The 20,786-nt window shown below is 33.8% G+C and carries 19 protein-coding genes; 14 read left to right on the top strand and 5 right to left on the bottom strand.

What is annotated here, in order from left to right:
- Positions 1 to 22 precede the first annotated feature (22 nt).
- Complete coding sequence (locus tag ACM55H_RS12450) at positions 23 to 2,467, top strand: TonB-dependent receptor (RefSeq protein WP_416836799.1); 2,445 nt, start codon at positions 23 to 25, stop codon at positions 2,465 to 2,467.
- Between the two features lie 119 nt (positions 2,468 to 2,586).
- Here the strand turns inward: ACM55H_RS12450 and ACM55H_RS12445 are convergent, their stop codons facing one another.
- Positions 2,587 to 2,784 carry a hypothetical protein gene (locus tag ACM55H_RS12445; RefSeq protein WP_416836947.1) on the bottom strand — a complete coding sequence of 66 codons (198 nt, stop codon included), beginning with the start codon at positions 2,782 to 2,784 and terminating at the stop codon, positions 2,587 to 2,589.
- Positions 2,785 to 3,003: 219 nt separating this feature from the next.
- Between ACM55H_RS12445 and fumC the strand changes: the two genes are divergently transcribed.
- A complete protein-coding gene (gene fumC / locus ACM55H_RS12440) occupies positions 3,004 to 4,401 on the top strand; it encodes a class II fumarate hydratase (protein WP_416836798.1) in 1,398 nt (465 codons plus the stop codon).
- 99 nt (positions 4,402 to 4,500) lie between these two features.
- Here the strand turns inward: fumC and ACM55H_RS12435 are convergent, their stop codons facing one another.
- From ACM55H_RS12435 to ACM55H_RS12425, 3 genes are all read right to left on the bottom strand, one after another.
- Positions 4,501 to 5,502 carry an LLM class flavin-dependent oxidoreductase gene (locus ACM55H_RS12435; RefSeq protein ID WP_416836797.1) on the bottom strand — a complete coding sequence of 334 codons (1,002 nt, stop codon included), beginning with the start codon at positions 5,500 to 5,502 and terminating at the stop codon, positions 4,501 to 4,503.
- 258 nt (positions 5,503 to 5,760) lie between these two features.
- On the bottom strand, positions 5,761 to 7,647 hold the full coding sequence (gene dnaK, locus ACM55H_RS12430; protein ID WP_416836796.1) for a molecular chaperone DnaK: 1,887 nt from the start codon (positions 7,645 to 7,647) through the stop codon (positions 5,761 to 5,763).
- A gap of 521 nt (positions 7,648 to 8,168) precedes the next feature.
- Positions 8,169 to 8,627: a HigA family addiction module antitoxin gene (locus tag ACM55H_RS12425; RefSeq protein WP_416836795.1), complete on the bottom strand. Its 459-nt coding sequence runs from the start codon at positions 8,625 to 8,627 to the stop codon at positions 8,169 to 8,171.
- Between the two features lie 261 nt (positions 8,628 to 8,888).
- Between ACM55H_RS12425 and ACM55H_RS12420 the strand changes: the two genes are divergently transcribed.
- From ACM55H_RS12420 to ACM55H_RS12365, 12 genes are all read left to right on the top strand, one after another.
- A complete protein-coding gene (locus ACM55H_RS12420) occupies positions 8,889 to 10,763 on the top strand; it encodes an ATP-dependent nuclease (RefSeq protein WP_416836794.1) in 1,875 nt (624 codons plus the stop codon).
- 57 nt (positions 10,764 to 10,820) lie between these two features.
- Positions 10,821 to 11,480, top strand: a complete 660-nt coding sequence (locus ACM55H_RS12415; protein WP_416836793.1) for an endonuclease/exonuclease/phosphatase family protein — start codon at positions 10,821 to 10,823, stop codon at positions 11,478 to 11,480.
- 41 nt (positions 11,481 to 11,521) lie between these two features.
- Positions 11,522 to 11,845 (top strand): nucleoside triphosphate pyrophosphohydrolase family protein, encoded by a 324-nt coding sequence (locus tag ACM55H_RS12410; protein ID WP_416836792.1) that lies wholly within the window; start codon positions 11,522 to 11,524, stop codon positions 11,843 to 11,845.
- A 40-nt stretch (positions 11,846 to 11,885) separates the two neighbouring features.
- Positions 11,886 to 13,358 (top strand): serine hydrolase, encoded by a 1,473-nt coding sequence (locus ACM55H_RS12405; RefSeq protein WP_416836791.1) that lies wholly within the window; start codon positions 11,886 to 11,888, stop codon positions 13,356 to 13,358.
- Positions 13,359 to 13,566: 208 nt separating this feature from the next.
- Positions 13,567 to 14,628: an MBL fold metallo-hydrolase gene (locus tag ACM55H_RS12400; protein ID WP_416836790.1), complete on the top strand. Its 1,062-nt coding sequence runs from the start codon at positions 13,567 to 13,569 to the stop codon at positions 14,626 to 14,628.
- Positions 14,629 to 14,697: 69 nt separating this feature from the next.
- The gene (locus tag ACM55H_RS12395; protein ID WP_416836789.1) at positions 14,698 to 15,258 is read left to right on the top strand and encodes a TetR/AcrR family transcriptional regulator; all 561 of its coding nucleotides are present in this window, start codon (positions 14,698 to 14,700) and stop codon (positions 15,256 to 15,258) included.
- Between the two features lie 10 nt (positions 15,259 to 15,268).
- Complete coding sequence (locus ACM55H_RS12390; RefSeq protein ID WP_416836788.1) at positions 15,269 to 15,958, top strand: 2'-5' RNA ligase family protein; 690 nt, start codon at positions 15,269 to 15,271, stop codon at positions 15,956 to 15,958.
- A 121-nt stretch (positions 15,959 to 16,079) separates the two neighbouring features.
- Positions 16,080 to 16,517, top strand: coding sequence for an acyl-CoA thioesterase (locus tag ACM55H_RS12385; protein ID WP_416836787.1), 438 nt, complete (start codon positions 16,080 to 16,082; stop codon positions 16,515 to 16,517).
- A gap of 37 nt (positions 16,518 to 16,554) precedes the next feature.
- A complete protein-coding gene (locus tag ACM55H_RS12380) occupies positions 16,555 to 16,902 on the top strand; it encodes a nuclear transport factor 2 family protein (RefSeq protein WP_416836786.1) in 348 nt (115 codons plus the stop codon).
- A gap of 190 nt (positions 16,903 to 17,092) precedes the next feature.
- Positions 17,093 to 18,103 (top strand): aldo/keto reductase, encoded by a 1,011-nt coding sequence (locus tag ACM55H_RS12375; RefSeq protein WP_416836785.1) that lies wholly within the window; start codon positions 17,093 to 17,095, stop codon positions 18,101 to 18,103.
- 69 nt (positions 18,104 to 18,172) lie between these two features.
- A complete protein-coding gene (locus ACM55H_RS12370; protein WP_416836784.1) occupies positions 18,173 to 19,093 on the top strand; it encodes a helix-turn-helix domain-containing protein in 921 nt (306 codons plus the stop codon).
- A gap of 88 nt (positions 19,094 to 19,181) precedes the next feature.
- Complete coding sequence (locus tag ACM55H_RS12365; RefSeq protein WP_416836783.1) at positions 19,182 to 19,736, top strand: OB-fold nucleic acid binding domain-containing protein; 555 nt, start codon at positions 19,182 to 19,184, stop codon at positions 19,734 to 19,736.
- Between the two features lie 33 nt (positions 19,737 to 19,769).
- On the opposite strand, the gene ACM55H_RS12360 is transcribed toward ACM55H_RS12365, so the two are convergent.
- Positions 19,770 to 20,615 carry a transglutaminase-like domain-containing protein gene (locus ACM55H_RS12360; protein ID WP_416836782.1) on the bottom strand — a complete coding sequence of 282 codons (846 nt, stop codon included), beginning with the start codon at positions 20,613 to 20,615 and terminating at the stop codon, positions 19,770 to 19,772.
- Between the last annotated feature and the right edge of the window lie 171 nt (positions 20,616 to 20,786).

Raw genomic sequence — 20,786 nt, 5'->3', positions numbered from 1 at the left:
AAAAGAAACTAAAACTATAAAAATGCCAAAAAAATTAAAAAATCTACTTGCTCTTGCATTTATATTTACAAGCTTAATAAATTTTGCACAGCAACCCGCTCCTTCACAAAAAGTGAAAGTTAGTGGAAAAGTTATTGAAAAATTGAGCAAACAACCATTAGAGTATGCTACAATTACGTTTATGAGTGCCAAAAATCCAAAAGCACTTGCCGGCGGAATTACAAATGCAAAAGGAGAATATAGTATAGATGTGACACCGGGCATTTATGATGTAAAAATTGAATTCATTTCTTTCAAACCAACTGAAATTAAACAAAAAAGTATTCAAGGAAATATTGATTTAGGCACAACTGCTTTAGATGAAGATGCCAACCAACTGAATGAAGTTGTCGTTCGTGCTGAAAAATCTACAGTCGAAATCAAACTGGATAAAAAAGTCTATAATGTTGGCCAAGATATGATGGTCAAAGGCGGAACTGTTAGCGACGTTTTAGACAACGTTCCATCGGTTTCAGTTGATACCGAAGGAAATGTAAGCTTAAGAGGAAGCGATAACATTAGGATTTTAATTGACGGAAGACCTTCAAATGCCATAAACATTGCCGAAGCATTACGTCAAATCCCTGCTGATGCAATTGATAAAGTAGAAGTAATTACAAACCCATCTGCACGTTATGATGCCGAAGGAGGTTCAGGATTAATAAATATTATCCTTAAAAAAGGAAAAAATCAAGGTTTAAATGGAACTTTTATCGCTTCAACTGGTGTTCCAGAAACATACGGATTAAGTGCAAATTTGAATTATAAAACCGAAAAACTAAATTACTTTACTACAGCGGGTTATAATTACAGAACAAATGAAGGTGGCGGTTTAACTAATTCTGATTATTTTAATACAGATGGTTCTGCAAAAAGTTTTTTAGATGAAAATCGTGATACTAAAAGAATTAGAAAAGGTTTTAACGGAAGAACTGGTGTAGAATGGTCTATTACACCAACCACTTTTTGGACAAATGCTATAAATTACCAAAAGAATAATGGTGAAGATAGAGATCTAATCAACTATACTAATTTTGATGCTGCTCATAATTTTACTTCATCATCTTACCGATTGAATGATGGAAATACGGGTAATCAAAACGTTGAATATAGTTCAAATTTAATAAAAAACTTCAACGATAAAGGGCACAAACTTACCGTTGACGGATCGATTTCTCGAAACACCGATGATAGCAATAGTCTAATAACCGCTACAAATGATTTTAATAACACCTTAAATAACCAAGTTCAAAAACAAGTTCAATTGCAAGCTGACTACGTTCTTCCAATAGGTGAAGGAAGTCAGTTTGAAGCGGGTTACAAAGGAAGTTTTGGGGATTTAAATAATAAATATTATGTTCTTGATGATCAGGGCGCAACAATTCCGAGTTTGTCAAACACTTTACAATATAAAGAAAACATAAATGCAATTTATACGCAGTATGGTTTCAAAGTAAATAAATTTTCCTATTTATTCGGGTTGCGTTGGGAAGACACCAATATCCAGGTTAATTTATTAGACACTAATGTATTCAATACTAAAAAGTACAACAACTTGTTTCCAAGTGCTTTTATTAGTTATGAAATATCTAAGCAAAGTAACTTCACTGCCAGTTATAGCAAACGTTTATCAAGACCAAGAGGGCGTTTCATGAACCCGGCAACGAATTACTCAAGTAATATTAATATTTTTCAAGGAAACCCTGATTTAGATCCGTCACTAACGGACAAATACGACATTGGATATATCAAGCGTTGGGATAAAATAACTTTTAATACTTCAGCTTATTTTGAAGATACAAAAGATGTCTTTAGTTTTGTTCGATCTCCTACAGGTGAAGATGTAAACGGAATTCCAGTTATTTTGAGCAGACCAATTAACTTAGGAAAAGAACAAAAATTTGGTTTCGAATTCACTCTAAATTACACCCCTTTTAAATCGTGGAAATTAAATAGTAATTTTAATCTTTACAATGTAAAAACAACTGGAGAAAATAGTTACACAGATGCAAATGGTGTCGTTGTAACTCAAAATCTTAATAATCAAGCAAATTCTTGGTTTGCAAGAATCAACTCAAAATTAACCTTACCCCATAAAATAGATTGGCAATTAACAGCAATGTATAATGGTCCACAAAATACAGCACAAGGTAAAAACTTAGGTCAATTTGGTATGAATACAGCTTTTAGCAAAGACATTCTAAAAGATAAAGCAACAGTAGCATTTAATATAAGTGACATTTTCAATTCTAGAATAATGAAGTCTTATACTCACCTTGAAGGCCAGACATCGTATAGCGAAATGCAATTTCGTAAGAGACAGTTCAATCTTTCTTTTACATATAGATTCAATAAAGCTAAAAACGAAAGAGAAAAACAAGCGCCTAAAAACGAAAATAATGATAATGGAGGAGAATTTCCTGGATAAGGATAAGTAACAAACAAAAAGGACTCGTGAAAACGGGTCTTTTTTTTGTAAAAAAATAAAATAAAAGCATAAAAAAAAGGACTCGTTTTCACGGGTCCTTTTTTTATAAAACAATTAGATTAAACTGATTGTTCATGCTTCTTTTTTGCTCTTTTCTCTTTGTATGCTTCCCAAGTTGCTCCTCCTACCCAATAGGATACGAAACCAACAAGAAAAAACATTAACCAAAATCCTATTGTAAGAACGGTTAAGAAAAGTAAAAAGCCTAAGTACTGTGAAAATTCAAACATGTTTTCCGGAATTTTGAATGTAGCCACAAATGTAAGTTTAATTCCTTTTCTTACCAATAAAAATTAACAAAAACTATCAATCAATTTTTATAAAAAGGGAATTATCCGTATTTTTGAGCTCAGAATTTGGAGCTTATCCCGCTATTCGTTACAATCTTTTATGCCGAACACCGGCATAAAAGGATTTTCACTGCTATCGGGGCTAAAAATCTACTAAACTACTTAATACTTATAAATAACAACACAATGAAATTTAGAATAGAAAAAGACACGATGGGTGAAGTGCAGGTTCCTGCAGACAAATATTGGGGTGCTCAAACAGAGCGTTCCCGCAACAACTTCAAAATAGGTCCATCGGCTTCCATGCCAAAAGAAATTATTGAAGGTTTTGCTTTCTTAAAAAAAGCAGCTGCTTACGCTAATTGCGATTTAGGTGTTTTACCAGTTGAAAAACGCGATGCTATTGCAGCCGTTTGCGATGAAATCTTAGCCGGAAAACTAGACGATGAATTTCCATTGGTAATTTGGCAAACCGGTTCAGGTACACAAAGTAACATGAACGTAAATGAAGTGGTTGCAAATCGTGCACAAGTTCTTAAAGGATTCAACATTGGCGAAGGCGAACAATTTATCAAAGCTAATGATGATGTAAACAAATCACAATCTTCTAATGATACGTTCCCAACAGGAATGCACATTGCAGCTTATAAAGCAGTAGTAGAAATTACCATTCCAGGTGTTGAAAAACTAAGAGATACACTTCATGCCAAAGCAGTTGAATTCAATAATGTAGTTAAAATAGGCCGTACGCATTTAATGGATGCTACACCATTGACATTAGGACAAGAAATTTCAGGTTATGTAGCGCAATTGAACTATGGTTTGAAAGCAGTTAAAAACACTTTAGCTCACCTATCAGAAGTGGCTTTAGGAGGAACAGCTGTTGGAACTGGATTAAACACTCCAGAAGGATATGACGTAAAAGTAGCTGAATATATCGCTGAATTTACGGGACATCCATTTGTAACTGCCGAAAACAAATTTGAAGCTTTAGCAGCACATGATGCCATCGTAGAATCACATGGGGCATTAAAACAACTGGCTGTTTCATTGAATAAAATTGCCAATGACGTGCGAATGTTAGCATCTGGACCACGTTCAGGAATTGGAGAAATCCTTATTCCAGAAAACGAACCAGGTTCTTCTATCATGCCAGGAAAAGTAAACCCAACACAATGTGAAGCATTAACTATGGTTTGCGCGCAAGTTATGGGGAATGATGTGGCTATTTCAGTTGGTGGAATGCAAGGTCATTATGAATTGAATGTTTTCAAACCATTGATGGCAGCAAACTTCTTGCAATCAGCAAGATTATTGGGTGACGCTTGTATGTCTTTTGACGAACATTGTGCACAAGGTATCGAACCAAACTACAAAAGAATCAAAGAATTGGTTGACAACTCATTGATGCTGGTTACAGCTTTGAACACAAAAATTGGATATTATAAATCAGCTGAAATTGCTCAAACCGCACACAAAAACGGAACTACTCTAAAAGACGAAGCCGTTCGTTTAGGTTATGTAACTTCAGAGGATTTTGATGCTTGGGTCAAACCGGAAGATATGGTTGGAAGCCTTAAATAATTAATTATCAAGGATGAATTGTTAATTATTAATGAGTCATAAAATAGAAACCCTGCAATGTATGTTGCAGGGTTTTTTGTTTTTAAAAGCTATAAAATGCTATTTTATGGTATCCATTACTTCTTTCATTATTCGAATACTTTTCAATTTATCCTGATGATTGAAAATCGGACTGGTAATCATTAATTCATCAATACGAGTATAATCAATAAATTGCTGCAATTCGACAGCTAGTTTTTCTTTGCTACCTACAAACGAACAAGAAGTCATTTGGTTTACATGAAAATGCTCTTCTTCGCTCATGATTCCATCCATAGAATCTACTGGTGGTTGCAATGGTTTTCTATCATTCCGAATCAAATTCAGAAACATCTGAGTCAAACTGGTTGACAAAATCTGGGCTTCTTCATCTGTATCGGCGGCAATTGCATTGACACACGCCATTGTTTTGGGTTGGTCTAAATATTCCGAAGGTTGAAAATTGTCTCTATAAAATTCAAATGCCTGATGCATTTGTTTGGGAGCAAAATGTCCGGCAAATGCATACGGCAATCCTTTGGCAGCAGCTAAAGCAGCACTATCCATACTGGAACCTAAAATCCAAATAGGAACATTAGTCCCTTCGGCAGGAAAAGCACGCACATTTGCAGCAGCATTGTCTTCAGAGAAAAATTCCTGAAGCGCAGTCACATTTTGCGGAAAGCGTTGCGATTGTTCAAAGAAATCTTTTCGAATGGCTTGCGCGGTTAACGAGTCAGTTCCCGGTGCTCTTCCTAATCCTAAATCAATCCGATTCGGATACAGTATTTCTAGTGTTCCAAATTGTTCTGCAATAATTAACGGCGCATGATTAGGCAACATGATTCCACCTGAACCTACTCGGATATTTTTAGTTTGACTGGCAATATAACCAATCAGTACCACCGTTGCCGTACTGGCGACATGTGCCATATTATGATGTTCTGCTAACCAAAATCGGTTGTAACCTAAACTGTCGGCAAGTTGTGCAAGTGCTGCTGTTTTTTGCAAAGTTTCGCCTGCATTGCTATCTTGGGTAATTATTGCTAATTCTAATAAGGAGACTGGAATATTTTTTGACATTATAAATTTTCTATTTAAACAAAATTAATCATTTCCATTTAAGTCCTAAATTCTTCGGTGTTAATTGATTTATAATGTTTGATATAAAAATTAGAATATACAAAGACACACTACAGCGTGTCACTACCAAAAACCAAACCCGACGAATTACACAACCCTTTCACGTATAATTCCATAAAAAAAACCGTTCACCAAAGGCGAACGGTTTTTTTTTATAGAATGTAAAGACGCGATGAATCGCGTCTCTACTGGAAATTATTATTTTACTTCTTCGAATTCAACGTCTTCAACATTGTCTCCTTGAGCTGCATCCCCTTGAGGTTGTGCTTCACCTTGACCTTGTTCACCTTGAGCATACATCGCTTCAGTTGCTTTTTTCCAAGCAGCGTTGATGTTGTCAAGAGCAGTTTGAATTGCAGGAATGTCTTGAGATTGGTGTGCCATTCTCAATTCAGTTAATGCATATTCTACAGCAACTTTGTTTTCATCAGATAATTTAGAACCTAATTCTTTCAATTGAGTTTCAGTTTGGAAGATCATTCCGTCTGCTTCGTTCAATTTTTCAGCTCTTTCTCTTGCAATTTTGTCAGCATCAGCATTAGCTTCTGCATCTTTTTTCATTCTTTCGATTTCTTCAGCAGTTAAACCAGAAGAAGCTTCGATACGAATATCATGAGATTTACCAGTTCCTTTGTCAGTTGCAGAAACTTTGATGATACCATTAGCATCAATATCAAAAGTTACTTCAATTTGTGGAACACCTCTTGGTGCTGGTGGAATACCATCTAAATGGAAACGACCGATAGTTTTGTTATCAGCAGCCATTGCTCTAGCTCCTTGTAAAACGTGGATTTCAACTGTTGGTTGAGAATCTGCAGCTGTAGAGAAAACTTGAGATTTTTTAGTTGGAATAGTTGTATTAGACTCAATAAGAGTTGTCATAACACCGCCCATAGTTTCGATACCTAAAGATAAAGGTGTAACGTCAAGTAACAATACATCTTTTACATCTCCAGAAAGAACTCCACCTTGAATAGCTGCTCCAATTGCAACAACCTCATCAGGGTTAACTCCTTTAGACGCTTTTTTACCAAAGAATTTCTCCACTTCGTCAGCAATTCTTGGCATACGAGTAGAACCTCCTACAAGAATAACTTCGTCAATATCAGAAACAGATAAACCTGCATCTTTCAACGCTTTAGCAACTGGTGCCATAGAACGTTTTACTAAAGCGTCAGTTAATTTTTCAAATTGAGCTCTAGTTAATTTTTTAACTAAGTGTTTTGGTCCTGAAGCTGTAGCAGTTACGTAAGGTAAGTTGATTTCAGTTTCAGTAGAAGAAGACAATTCAATTTTTGCTTTCTCAGCAGCTTCTTTCAAACGTTGCAAAGACATTGGATCTAAACGTAAATCAATACCTTCTTCAGCTAAAAATTCAGCAGCTAACCAGTCAATAATTTCGTGGTCAAAATCATCCCCACCTAAGTGAGTATCTCCGTTTGTAGATAATACTTCAAAAACTCCGTCTCCTAATTCAAGAACAGAAATATCAAATGTACCTCCACCTAAATCGTAAACAGCAATTTTTTGATCTTTACCTTTTTTATCAAGACCGTATGCCAAAGCTGCAGCAGTAGGTTCGTTGATAATACGCATAACTTTAAGACCTGCAATTTCACCCGCTTCTTTCGTAGCTTGACGTTGTGCATCATTAAAGTAAGCAGGAACAGTAATAACTGCTTCAGTAACTGTTTGACCTAAATAGTCTTCAGCAGTTTTTTTCATTTTTTGAAGTGTCATTGCTGACAATTCTTGTGCAGAGTATAAACGACCATCAATATCAACACGTGGTGTATTGTTGTCCCCTTTTACTACTGAATAAGAAACTCTTTTTGCTTCAGCAGAAACTTCTGAAAAAGAATGACCCATAAAACGTTTGATAGAAGCAATAGTCTTAGTTGGATTAGTTACCGCTTGTCTCTTAGCAGGATCTCCTACTTTAATTTCTCCACCTTCTACAAATGCAATGATAGATGGTGTTGTTCTTTTTCCTTCAGCATTAGGGATAACTACTGCTTCATTACCTTCCATTACAGAAACACAAGAGTTTGTTGTACCTAAATCAATTCCGATTATTTTACCCATTTTTAATATATTTAATTTTATTATATACTCATTTTAATAGCTCGAAGTCGATAAGTCAATCTTTGTGCCAATGCAATACAGCTCCTTAAATTGTCAGTTTCTGTTAAAATTGGCGTAAAAAAATCTGACAAGATGACATTTCAGAGGATTTGTCATTCTGGCGGAAGTCGTAATCAGGAGCTGATTCCCGCTCTCCGCTGTATCTTTATGTTCTTAAAGAAAGAACATAAAGGATGCCGCTGCTATCGGGGCTAAGGCATTTGGGTTTCAAAGTCTTTTTCTTGGAATTAAGAATTCCTATTGATACTTTCAAAAAAATCCAATTTGATAAGCTCCCAAGATTTAACAAGTAAACATAACGCGTCAAAATCAGCATCAGCCAATTCAAAATTTAAAAATTGACTTTTAATATTGGAACAGCCAATCTAAAGTGGAAAAATAAAAGCTAATGCATAAAATTCGGTAAGAATCTCTTTGAGCAAATGCAAAACAGTATTCCAGTGAGTATTTTTCAATTTATATTACAATTGGTGTTTTAATAATTTAATCCTATCAACCTCTTCTTTTCCATAAAAACGAATAATTTCCTCCTGTTCTATTTCAGTTCCTCTAGAAAAAACACGTTTAACAACAGCCACCTTATTTTGTTTCCAGTCAATCTTATCAAAAGTAGTATCCCAAAAAGTACCTTTTCTCAATTTTGAAAGATCTGGTTTATAAGTACTATCTTTCTTTGCTTCCTTTATGTCATAAAAAACTTGAAGCGTCATCAGGAAACCTTCTTCTAATTCTAGCTTCTCCTCCATTTTAAGAGATAAATCAACATTCATCCTCCTATTACCCTTTATTATGGCACCCAAAGTTTGAGGATGGGCACCAAGAGAAAGAGCAAATTGTCTTTGGTTGATGTTCCTTTTCTTCAATTCCCGCTCCACAATTTTACCGGGATGAATTCCTTTTATGATGTCAATTGTTTTCATGGTATAAATGTAAACAAAATTGTTTACATTTTTTGAAATTGAAATTAGTAAAGTTGAATGCTATCGGAGCTTGGGTATCTGATTCCTAATTTCAGTTTGTTTCTATTCGATTAGTTTAGGAATTACAACACCAATAATCCGTAATAAATTAACTACATTAGCGGAACAATAAAATGCTATTTGTAGTGTAAAGCATTCCCGATTTTGGGTGGATCTGCGAATATATACTGGTTAATGATAATTTGAAAATGAAACAATAAAATGATAAATATTCCAATAGATATTATTCTTCCAGAACTTTGGTTGACAAAAAACTTTTCAAAAAATGAATGGGGTGAAATTAATTTGATTGTTGGACCAAATGGAACAGGTAAATCACTTTTTGCTGATCAATTAAAAAATCAACTTCAACAAAACTACAAAGTACGGCTGTTAAACGCTGAACGATTAAGTGGTTTAGAAAAACAACAATATCACTATTATGGCAATAGTAATTTAAATGATGGACTTAATATTTCTCAATTTAAAGACATAAAAAATTATGGCGAGCAATTTGGACTTTCATCATCTGCTTTCATTATCTTAAAAGAAAGACTTGATGTAAGAGTAAAAATTGAGGCTCTACTATCTGACATTTTTAATAAAACAATTCGTTTAGTTGAAGAAGGAGGATTTCTTAAACCTAAAATTCAAAATAACTCAGGTGGCGAAGAATATGGACTTAAAGAGAAAGAATGTCACGGTTTGAAAGAGTTAATGACACTTCTGACTTTTATATATGATGACAGCAAGAATTGTCTAATACTGGACGAACCAGAACTACATCTTCATCCGCAATTTCAATCTTTTTTACTTAGTGAAATCAGAAAGTTTGCAGGCGACCCAAATATTGACCCAACAAAAAAAATATTTTTCATAATTACTCATTCACCTTACTTTTTAGATTTGAGAAGCATAGATGATTTAAAAAGTATTCTTGTTTGTCATTATAATCAACCTCCCAATTTTGTTGATACATTAGATTCTCAAGATGAATATATTTTAAAGAAATTTCTTCCTCGTTTTAATACTCATCATAAACAGTTTTTCTTCTCACCAAACCCTGTTTTTGTTGAAGGTTATACAGACCAGCAAATAATAACGTTACTGTTTGATAAACTTGATTATAACATAAGTGCATCAGGTTCAAGTATTATAGATGTTGGCGGAAAAGATGAATTAGCTGTGTTTTTTAGACTTTGTAAAAAGTTGAACATAAAAGCTAGAATTATTGCTGATTTAGACGCATTCTTTAAAGGAAAATTAAGAGAAGTTGCACAAGAAGATGAAAACTGTAATAAATATATTCAGGAAAATGGTTTAGGAACAGATTTATCGAATCTTATTGGAGAGTTAGACAGAAAATTAAAATTAGTTGCCGATGACTTAATTACGAAAACAACTACTGATGTTGACATAAATCACATAATCAATTATTTAAACCCCATTATTGCAATAACTGAAAAAAGAAATTCAGTAATTACATCTATGTTAATAGCCTTAGTAAAATTTAAAGAAAAAATTATAGCAATAGCATCACCTATTCAACAAGGTGAAATTAATTATATTATTCCAAGATTTATACAATTATTAGAAGCCTTTAAATCAGCAAATATTTTTATTTTTCAAAAGGGAGAAATTGAACATTATTATACACAAACACCAATTGATTATTTAAACTTCACAGACAAAGACAAAAACTCTTCATTCCATACTGAAAGAGATTATATTTTGGCTTGTGCTAATATAACTGAATTAGAAAGCAATTATGCAGAGGTTATACCTGTATTGAAATCTTCTGTTCCTCAAATCAAAGTTGATTTGAGTAAGCATTTAAAATTTCAAATCGTAGAATGGCTGCAAACAGTTCAGAGAGCAATATCAAAAGGAGACATAACTGAAATAAATGGACTAAAATCAAATGCAAAAATAGATTACAAACTATTTAGCCAAATAATTGAAATTACTGATTTACAAGTAAGTGAAGACAAAAGATTTGTTTGTAAAATAAAAATCAACAAATCTCTTACAAAAATTGACCAAGAAATCTCATTTACGGAAACAACTATACCTCATAACTTTGAATTTAAAATATAATACAGTTCGATAGCATCACGCCCGCAAAAGAACAAAGCGATAAATAAAATTTCAAACATGAAAATCTTAACTTGGAATTTAGAAAGACTTATAAAAAATAAAAATCAATTAATTCTAGACAAACTCTCAGAACTTGATGCTGACATTTTAATCTTAACAGAAACAAATTCTATTATAAATCCTGGGGAAGGTTATTCATGTATTGCAACAGAAAGTTTATCAAAAGGCCATGATGGGATTCCGTATAAAAGTGGAGAAAACAGAACAACAATCTGGACGAAGTATAAAATTGAAAAACAATACAAAACCTTTGCTAATTTTACTAGTGTTTCCGCTGAAATTAAAACACCTTTAGGGTTACTAAATATTTACGGAACAATCATTGGCGTTTTTGGAGGAAAAGATGAACGCTTTAAAACCGATTTGGAATCACAACTTTTAGACTTTAAAAATCTTTTGGGTAATATTTGTATTGCAGGAGACTTCAATGTTTATATGTCAGGTTATGCATACCCAAGTCATGAAGCTCGAAAAAAACTTAATCAAATTTTTGACAACCTAAATTTAAAATGTTTAACCAGTGAAATTGCTGATAATGTTGATCATATTGTTTTGAGCAAAGATTTCATAAAAAATCAAAAAATAAATATTGAAACTTGGAATTTGGACAAAAAACTAAGTGATCATATTGGAATTTGCATACATTTATCTGAATAAAAGAACCAAACTACAGCTTGATTAACCCAAATAAATAACAAATGAAGAATTTAGATTTAAAAGAAATAAAGGAAAGAACGTTAAAAATCAGACAACAATACCATCAACTGGAAAAGACCCACCACGGCAGTGAATGGACGGTAGAAGAAGATGCTTTGGCTTTTCTTACTGATGCGGGATTAGTAGGGCGTCACACAATGTCACAACAAGGGCGCTGGCCAAAAGGAAATACAAATCCTGAACTACAGCATAAATTGGGCGAATGTATTTGGTGGCTCACAGTCCTTGCTGACCGAATGGACATAGACATTAATGAATCAATAGAATCCTTTTTGACAAAAACTGAAAATTTATTAGAAGAATAATAGCAACACACAACATCAATCACAAAAATCAACAATCATTATGAAACAACGTTCCAAGCATTTTGCAGTAAAGACAATCTTAATTGGTCTATTCATTCAAATCACTACAGTAACAGTTTCCTTTGGGCAAACCAAAACGGAGCAAATCGATAAATTGATGAATCTATATTCGGACTACGGGCAGTTTAACGGCTCCATTCTTGTCGCTGACGCTGGTAAAGTCATTTACAAAAAGGGATTTGGAATGGCAAACATGGAATGGAATATTCCGAATCAACCGGATACCAAACACCGGTTGGGTTCCGTTACCAAACAGTTTACTTCCATGCTAATACTTCAATTAGTCGAGCAGGGAAAATTAAAATTGGATGCTCCGATAACAACGTATCTTCCTGATTATCCTAAAGCATCGGGCGATAAAATCACGATTCATCACTTACTGACACATACGTCAGGAATTCCAAATTATACTTCGTTCCCAAATTTTGTAAAAGAATTAAGTCTTAATCCGTACAGCCCGGAAGCATTTGTAAAAAAATTCGCTGACTTACCGCTGGAATTTACCTCAGGAGAAAAATTTGCATACAGCAATTCCGGTTATTTTTTATTGGGTTACATCATAGAGAAAGTTTCCGGTAAAACCTATGAGCAGTTTTTGCAAGACAATATTCTTACGCCACTCAAAATGAATAATACAGGATTCGATCATCATGAAACGATTCTAAAAAACAGAGCTTCGGGTTATGAGAAAAATGGTAAAAACTATACTAATGCCAATTATCTTGATATGTCTATCCCCTACGCTGCCGGTTCTTTGTATTCTACCGTTGAAGATTTGTATTTATGGGACCAAGCGCTTTACACTGAAAAGTTACTTTCGAAAAAATATAAAGAGCTGTTATTTAATTCCTATATCCCTGCAGGACCAGGACATTATGGTTACGGATGGTTTATCAATAAAGCTTTCAATGGAGAAAAGAATGACAGCTTAACAGTTATTGAGCATGGCGGTGGAATAAATGGATTTAACACATTGCTTTCCCGCATTCCGTCTGACAAAAATCTGGTTGTATTATTAAACAATACAGGAGGCACAAACTTAAACGAAATGAATGTAGCGATTAGAAATATCCTTTACAATAAACCATACAGTTTGCCTAAAAAATCATTGGCCACTGCTTTAGTAGACGTTATTCTGGAAAAGGGAATTGCATCTGGACTAAATTATTTTAAAGAAAATAAAAATTCAAGTACCTACGCTATCAATGAAAATGAGATGAACAGCGCAGGATACCAACTATTACAAACCGGAAAAGTAAAAGAAGCTATAGAAGTTTTCAAACTAAATGTGGAAGCATTTCCAAAATCAGGGAATACCTATGATAGTTTGGGAGAAGCCTATTTGAAAAATGGCGATAAAAACCTTGCCATTATAAATTATAAAAAATCGGTGGAACTTGATCCAAATAATGAAAATGGAAAAAAAGTATTGGAAGAAATTTCAAAACCATAATTCATTGAATATTGTAAAGTCCTTTGCTAGCGAAAGCAAAGGACTAAAACAAGACACTAACACGATTGTATAAAACCCGCTACTTTTTAGAAAAAAATGATTTTTTTGAAAAACTATTGCCAGTTGAAAAAATAGATTTACATTTACTGACTGATTAGTCAGTAATAAACATATTTTTATTTCAATTTCTTTAATTTTCTTATTCGTAATGAGTGTATTATCCTATTTAAAACAAGTAAAATTTGGTAAACTGCCTACAGGCAAAAGATTAGAAAGAATTAAACAATCACCAAATTATAAAAACGGTTCTTTTCAAAACCAAAGCAATACTCCTGACCTAACCGAAGGAGCAACTTATTATACCGTTGGCAAAGAGTTCTTTTTTGGACAGCACAAGAATGTTACACCAGTGGACAAAATTCCATCTACTAAGACGGACATTTTGAATGCAGATCTAAACGAAAACATTTTGGTTTGGTTTGGGCATTCCTCCTACTACATTCAAATTGACGGAAAACGAATTTTAGTTGATCCTGTTTTAAGTGGTGTTGCTTCTCCATTTTCATTTTCAACAAAAGCCTTCAAAGGAACTGATCGTTATACAACAGATGACATTCCCGAAATTGATTACCTTTTTATTTCGCACGACCATTGGGATCATTTGGATTACAAAACCATTTTGAAACTAAAACCTAAAATCAAAAAAATAATCTGCGGACTGGGTACCGGCGAACATTTTGAATACTGGGGTTTTGACACCAATAAAATCATTGAAAAAGACTGGAACGAGAAAATAGTTTTGGAAGAAGGTTTTACGGCACATACGGTTCCTTCAAGACATTTTTCGGGTCGTGGACTAACTAGAAACAAGACACTTTGGACCTCGTATGTTTTGCAAACACCAACAATGCAAATTTTTCTTGGTGGTGACAGTGGCTATGACAAACACTTTGCCGATATTGGAAAAACGTTTGGCGTATTTGATTTAGTCATATTAGAAAACGGTCAGTATGACAAGAGTTGGAAATACATTCACATGATGCCAGATGAAATTTTGCAAGCAGCAAAAGACTTAAACGCCAAACGAATTTTTCCCGTCCATTCATCAAAATTTGCGCTCGGAAATCACCCTTGGTACGAACCTTTGGAATTGATAACCGAAAATAACAAACAAGAAAACATAAACCTCATCACACCAATGATTGGCGAACAAGTAAATTTAAAAGATACCACACAGCAATTTTCCCAATGGTGGAAAGGGGTAAAATAACACCATAAATTCCTTGTGAATAAAGCAATCCAAAGTGGTATACACTTGGAAAGAACCAAAATCTGAATAATGGACAAGAGAGAAAAATTACTGGCGGCGGCACTCAAACTATTTGTTGAGTTTGGCTTTCACGATACACCCACAAGTAAAATTGCAAAGGAAGCGGGCATTGCCAGCGGCACCTTGTTTTACTTTTTTCCAACAAAAGACGAATTAGTCAAGGCCTTATATATTGACATTAAAAGCCGCCTGAATGAACACATTTCAGAAATAATTAAAGACGAAAAATCGTTGCAGGGAATTTTGAAAGTTTATTATTGTGCTACACTTCATTGGGCATTAAAGCATAAAACAGAGTTCCGTTTCATGGAACAATTCAACTCTTCGCCTTACTTAAAACAAATCGCTGAAGAAGAAATCCAGAAATACATTAAACCAATTATAGCTCTTTTAGAAAAAAGCGTAAAAGACAAAATCATAAAGCCGATGGATGTTGACCTTATTTTTACACTAATTTGTGGACACACTTTCAGCGTCAATCAATATTTAGTTGCTAAAGAATTTTCAAAACCCGAACAAGACACCGTTATTAATGACACTTTTGACTTGCTTTGGGATATGATAAGATAAAGAGAAGCAAATGGATTTAAAACAGCATTATACTGCGCTATACAGTGAATCTATTGAAAAGATTGTGACGGACACGTATCAAATTGACAATCAAATCGATTCCTTTTCAGATAATAGATTTGGTATTACTTTATTAATTCGACCTGACAGTCAAACCAAAAAAAACATTCAGGGCTTTTTAGACGAACTCAAGCAAATCGATCCGGAGCAATATTATTATCCCAATTCGGATATTCATATCACCATACTATCTATTATTTCTTGTTATGATGGTTTTGATTTGGAAACAATTTCGATTCCCGATTATGTTGCAATTATCGAAAAAAGTCTTGTTAGAATACCGGATATCGCAATTAATTTTCAAGGCATTACTGCTTCCCCATCTGCTATAATGCTACAAGGTTTTACTAATTCTAATTCCCTGGATAATTTGAGAAATAACTTAAGAACAAATTTTACGAATTCTGGATTAGAGGAAAGCATTGACAAACGCTATTCTATTAATACAGCTCACACAACTGTAGCACGATTCCGAAAAGAAATCAACCATAAAGAAAAGTGGATTGAAGTTTTAGAAAAGTATCGGAATTTTGATTTCGGAAAATTCAAAGTCGAAAAATATCATTTGGTTTATAACGATTGGTACCAACGAAAACAATATGTTAAAGAATTGCACGAATTTCAGTCAGGATTATCATAAAAAAGCCTTAAAAAACAAAGCCTACCGTCATTACATTCCTTTTTTATTATTATTTTCGATTTTCTAAATCTATATACTTTTACTAAAATTTAATCCAAAAAGTATCCTAAAATAACATAAAATGACTTCATTTATAAAAGAATTATCTTTCCGTTGGTCTGATCTTGACCCTAATTTTCATGTACGACATAGCGCTTACTATGATTTTGGAGCCCAGCATCGTATCGAAATTCTAGAAAGCCTTGGATTAACGATGAAGGTGATGCAAGCACAAAGTTTTGGCCCTATACTTTTTAGGGAAGAATGTGTTTTTAGAAAAGAAATAAAAATTTCGGACAAAATTTTCATGCACACCAAAACCTCCAAAATGAAAGCAGATGCTTCGCGCTGGTCTATTTTACATGAGTTTTTGAATGAAGACAACAAACTTTGTGCAACCATAACTGTTGATGGTGCTTGGATGGATACCAAACTTCGCAAATTAGCTTCTCCAACTCCAGAAATTGCGGTTCAAGCATTAAGTATTTTTCCAAAAAGCGATGATTTCGTAAGTCTCTAAATCAAAGACAATTCTTCCTTAAATCACAACAGAAACCATGACAAAAAATAAGCAAACTGTACAAAAATATATGGAAGGCTTTATGGCTAGTGACCATGAAAAAATTTTATCCTGCTTAACCGAAGATGTCACTTGGGAAGTCCCTGGAGTGTTTCGTTTATCTGGGAAAGAAGCATTTGATAAGGAGATAGAAAACGACAATTTTATTGGTAGTCCAACCATACAGATTATTAGAATGATTGAAGAAAATAATATTGTAATCGTAGAAGGTGCGGTCCAATCTCAAATGAAAAATGGCAGTTTACTCGACGCTGTATTTTGCGATGTTTTCCATATGCAAAGCGAGAAAATAAAACATTTAACATCCTATTTAATGAATAAATGAGACTCAACTTCGACGTAAATAACTCATCTCAAAATCTCATTTAAATGCGGTTTATTTTTACGGCTGACTTTTTTAAAAAAATCAACTTTCCTCATTTTGGATACAACTATAAGAGATTGGGTTACTTTTAAATTTAGTATCGTACTGATATTTGCATTGTTAATTTAAATCCACAATTAAATAAAAAAGTATGAATACTAATAAAAAAATCGAACTGGGAAGTCAAGGCCTTTTTGTTCCAAAAGTAGGATTAGGTTGTATGGGGATGACCCAAATTGCAGGAATGGATGTTTATGGAAAAGCGGATGAAGCCGAATCTATAGCTACCATTCACCGTTCATTGGAACTAGGGTACAACTTCCTGGACACTGCAGATTTATACGGTCCTTTACTAAATGAAAGGCTTGTCGCCAAAGCCATTAAAGGAAACAGAAATCAATATACCATTGCCACAAAATTTGGTTATGAAATTGATGACAAAGAACAACTGACTTGGCAATTCAACGGTACAAAAGATTATGTAAAAAAAGCCGTGGAGCGTTCGCTTAAAAATTTGGGAACTGACTATATTGACTTGTATTACCTGCATCGTTTAGACCCAAATACGCCTATTGAAGAAACTGTTGGAGCAATGGCCGAATTGGTAAAAGAAGGAAAAATTGGTCACATCGGACTTTCGGAAGTTTCATCGGAGACCATAAAAAAAGCCCATACTATTCATCCTTTGACTGCGGTACAAACAGAATATTCTTTGTTTGAGCGTGGCGTAGAAGAAACGGGGATTTTAAAAACACTTCAAGATCTTGGAATCGGGTTTGTGGCTTATTCCCCATTAGGTCGAGGATTTATTTCTGGCGATATCAAAAGCCCTGATGATTTTCCTGATAATGATTTTAGAAAAAGTTTACCTCGTTTTCAAGGCGAACAATTTTACAAAAACATTGCTTTGGTAAATGAAATAAAAAAATTGGCTATCGAAAAAGAAATAACACCTTCACAATTAGCCATTGCTTGGATTGTTTCAAAAGGTATTTTTCCAATTCCGGGAACAAAACGCGTGAAATATGTTGAAGAAAATAATGCTGCCGCCGAAATTAAATTAAGCATTGAAGACCTAAATCGTTTAGAAACCATTATCCCTTTAGGAACTATTACAGGCGATCGTTATGACGCTGCCAATATGGGCGCTATCGATCAATAAAACAACATTATTCAGTAGGAAAAGCTATCTTTACTATTCGCTTTTCCTACTGATTTTATAATTCGCACCATGAAAAAAGAGACCAATTCTCCTTATATCATCAATTCCATTTCTGAGTTGCATCGTTTATTGGAATTACCTAAACCAAAACATCCGTTGGTTAGTGTCATTAATCTGAATGAAATAAAGTATCATTTTGATGAAAGTATAAAAAGTTTCGTTTATAATTTTTATTCGGTTTGTACCAAAAAGGATTTTAAAGGCAAATTGAAATATGGACAAAACTATTATGATTTTGACGAAGGTATAATGACCTTTTTTTCACCGGGTCAGGTAATCTCGACTGTTGTTGATGAAGATATAGCGCTTTCAGGGATATGGTTAGTCATTCACCCTGATTTCATCCAAAATTATGCCTTGGCAAAAAGCATCAAAGACTATGGATTTTTCTCCTATGCAGTAAATGAAGCGCTACACCTTTCGGATAAAGAAGAAGCAATGATTACGGACATTATGCAAAATATTGATACCGAATATTGTTCTGTAATAGACGGTTTTAGTCAGGATGTTATACTCTCTCACATCGAATTATTGCTCAATTATTCCAACCGATTCTATAACAGACAGTTTATTACCCGAAAAAATGCCAGTAATGATTTGTTGAGTAATCTGGAAAAACTGCTTTTGGATTATTTTAACGGTAACAAAGTTCAGGAATTTGGTCTTCCAACCGTTCTATACATTTCAGAGCAATTGAATGTCTCACCAAATTATTTAAGTGATATGCTTCGATCACTCACTGGACAAAGTACGCAACAGCACATTCACGATAAGTTAATTGAAAAAGCCAAAGAAATTTTGACTACAACTTCTTTATCCGTTAGTGAAATAGCATACCAATTGGGTTTTGAATACCCACAGTCTTTTAGCAAATTATTCAAAAGTAAAACCAATGTTTCGCCTTTAGAATTTAGAAGTTCGTTCAATTAAACATGAAAACATAGTATTGATAGCGTATTGTATTTGTAAAAACAATGATACATTTATCGAATATTATATCCGTAAGAAAACAAAAAAAATGAAAATATTCCAAATAAAGAAAAGCATTGCAAGTCTGATTATTTTAAGTATTCTATCGTGTTCCTCCGTGAAAACAGCTACCGTCAGTGGGAAAGTTTCGGCTATTCAAAAAGGGAAAGATGGCTACACTGCAACAATTGAAAATACAAAAGGACGCATTTATTTTGGAACAATTAGCATTCCTAATTTGAGTAATCCCCAGTTATTCAAACAAGTCGAAATTGGAGATACAATAACAGTGAAAGGAGAACTTTGGAAAATGGGAAAAGAAAAACAAATTACTGTCAGAGAAATATTGGAACTGAAACAGAAGAACATTGCCGAAGCTAAAATCACTGGAACAGTTCAATCTGTCGAAAAAGGGAAAGATGGCTATACTGCCAAAATAAAAACAAACGAAGGAGCAATTTATTTTGCCGTAATTAGCATTCCAAATCTTGGAACTCCAGGAAAATTTCGTGAATTTAAAACAGGAGAAAAGGTTACTTTGTTCGGAGAAATCTGGAAAATGGGAGACGACAACCGAATCACCGTTAGAAAAATTTTAGATTAAAACACTCCAATAAAACATTTAAGCGACAATATTTCATTCATAAGAAATCGCTTTTGTATCAAATTCAGAATTGAAAGGTATAAAATCAGATGCAACAGGATTACAATCAATTTTCATGAACGTACAAGTAACATCCCCAAAGTAACTGGCAACAGCCACTTCTGAAGCATCTTTACCATTAGCAATTTTTACTAATCCATTAGCAACAGCTAATTTAGTGGGATCAAAAAATAGCCATTGTCCACCGATATACGCTTCAAAACAAGCATGAAAATCCGGTGGATTAAGATTATGGGCATATCCTGTAAAATAGCGTGCCGGTATATCTAAAGCTCTGCACAGTGCAATCCCTAAATGGGCAAAATCTTTACAAACACCCACTTTATCAAGCAACGTATCGCAGGCTGAAGTACTGGAATTAGTAACGCCGGTTTTGTATTCGACAGTGTTGAAAATCCATTCGTTTATGGCTTTTGCTTTAGCATATTCATTGGGTAAAAATCCAAATTCCTTAGTGGCAAATTCCAATAATTTATCCGATTCACAATGCCTGCTTGGAGAAATAAAGGGCAATACTTCGTTATCCAAGTTTATAATTGGTATGGATTTCAAAAGTACTTTTTCATCATAAATTGTATGTTCTACCTCAACTTCTGCTTGGTAAATTATTGTAAAAAACTGGCCTCGCTCTACCTCCATTTTTACAAATCGTGTATCCGAATTTTTCAAAGTAAATTCCTCAAACTTTATAGCGGGAGTAACAATAATAGATTCTGAAATAATTATTTGGTTCGGTGATTTTGCTGCCTGTATATTAAAAATAAAGGTAGTTGGAGAAAAAACTTCGTATGATAATTCACTGTATACTTTAAATCTCATTTTGTAAATATATAGTTTTACAATTAGCACTAAATGAAATTATTAGATTTATTATTGGTTGATTTCCCCTTTTATCAAATTCTTAAATCAGATAGAATCTATTTATGCAATTCCAAAAAAGTGATACTTTTTTTTATACTTTTATAAACACAACAAGAATAACGACGGTTT

It is taken from the genome of Flavobacterium cryoconiti (genome assembly GCF_048158645.1).
In the GTDB taxonomy this organism is placed as follows: Bacteria; Bacteroidota; Bacteroidia; order Flavobacteriales; family Flavobacteriaceae; genus Flavobacterium; species Flavobacterium cryoconiti.
The sequence above is the reverse complement of the archived record's forward strand: the minus strand, read 5'-3'. Positions and strand labels throughout refer to the sequence as shown.

Excerpts from the sequence above, each read along its gene's own strand:
- ACM55H_RS12410 (WP_416836792.1), top strand. The coding sequence starts at position 11,522 with ATGAAGAATTTAGATTTAAAAGAAATAAAGGAAAGAACGTTAAAAATC.
- ACM55H_RS12370 (WP_416836784.1), top strand. The coding sequence starts at position 18,173 with ATGAAAAAAGAGACCAATTCTCCTTATATCATCAATTCCATTTCTGAG.
- ACM55H_RS12420 (WP_416836794.1), top strand. The coding sequence starts at position 8,889 with ATGATAAATATTCCAATAGATATTATTCTTCCAGAACTTTGGTTGACA.
- ACM55H_RS12390 (WP_416836788.1), top strand. The coding sequence starts at position 15,269 with ATGGATTTAAAACAGCATTATACTGCGCTATACAGTGAATCTATTGAA.
- ACM55H_RS12385 (WP_416836787.1), top strand. The coding sequence starts at position 16,080 with ATGACTTCATTTATAAAAGAATTATCTTTCCGTTGGTCTGATCTTGAC.
- ACM55H_RS12360 (WP_416836782.1), bottom strand. The coding sequence starts at position 20,615 with ATGAGATTTAAAGTATACAGTGAATTATCATACGAAGTTTTTTCTCCA.
- ACM55H_RS12375 (WP_416836785.1), top strand. The coding sequence starts at position 17,093 with ATGAATACTAATAAAAAAATCGAACTGGGAAGTCAAGGCCTTTTTGTT.
- ACM55H_RS12450 (WP_416836799.1), top strand. The coding sequence starts at position 23 with ATGCCAAAAAAATTAAAAAATCTACTTGCTCTTGCATTTATATTTACA.
- dnaK (WP_416836796.1), bottom strand. The coding sequence starts at position 7,647 with ATGGGTAAAATAATCGGAATTGATTTAGGTACAACAAACTCTTGTGTT.
- ACM55H_RS12415 (WP_416836793.1), top strand. The coding sequence starts at position 10,821 with ATGAAAATCTTAACTTGGAATTTAGAAAGACTTATAAAAAATAAAAAT.
- ACM55H_RS12395 (WP_416836789.1), top strand. The coding sequence starts at position 14,698 with ATGGACAAGAGAGAAAAATTACTGGCGGCGGCACTCAAACTATTTGTT.
- ACM55H_RS12425 (WP_416836795.1), bottom strand. The coding sequence starts at position 8,627 with ATGAAAACAATTGACATCATAAAAGGAATTCATCCCGGTAAAATTGTG.
- ACM55H_RS12405 (WP_416836791.1), top strand. The coding sequence starts at position 11,886 with ATGAAACAACGTTCCAAGCATTTTGCAGTAAAGACAATCTTAATTGGT.
- ACM55H_RS12435 (WP_416836797.1), bottom strand. The coding sequence starts at position 5,502 with ATGTCAAAAAATATTCCAGTCTCCTTATTAGAATTAGCAATAATTACC.
- ACM55H_RS12400 (WP_416836790.1), top strand. The coding sequence starts at position 13,567 with ATGAGTGTATTATCCTATTTAAAACAAGTAAAATTTGGTAAACTGCCT.
- ACM55H_RS12365 (WP_416836783.1), top strand. The coding sequence starts at position 19,182 with ATGAAAATATTCCAAATAAAGAAAAGCATTGCAAGTCTGATTATTTTA.
- ACM55H_RS12380 (WP_416836786.1), top strand. The coding sequence starts at position 16,555 with ATGACAAAAAATAAGCAAACTGTACAAAAATATATGGAAGGCTTTATG.
- fumC (WP_416836798.1), top strand. The coding sequence starts at position 3,004 with ATGAAATTTAGAATAGAAAAAGACACGATGGGTGAAGTGCAGGTTCCT.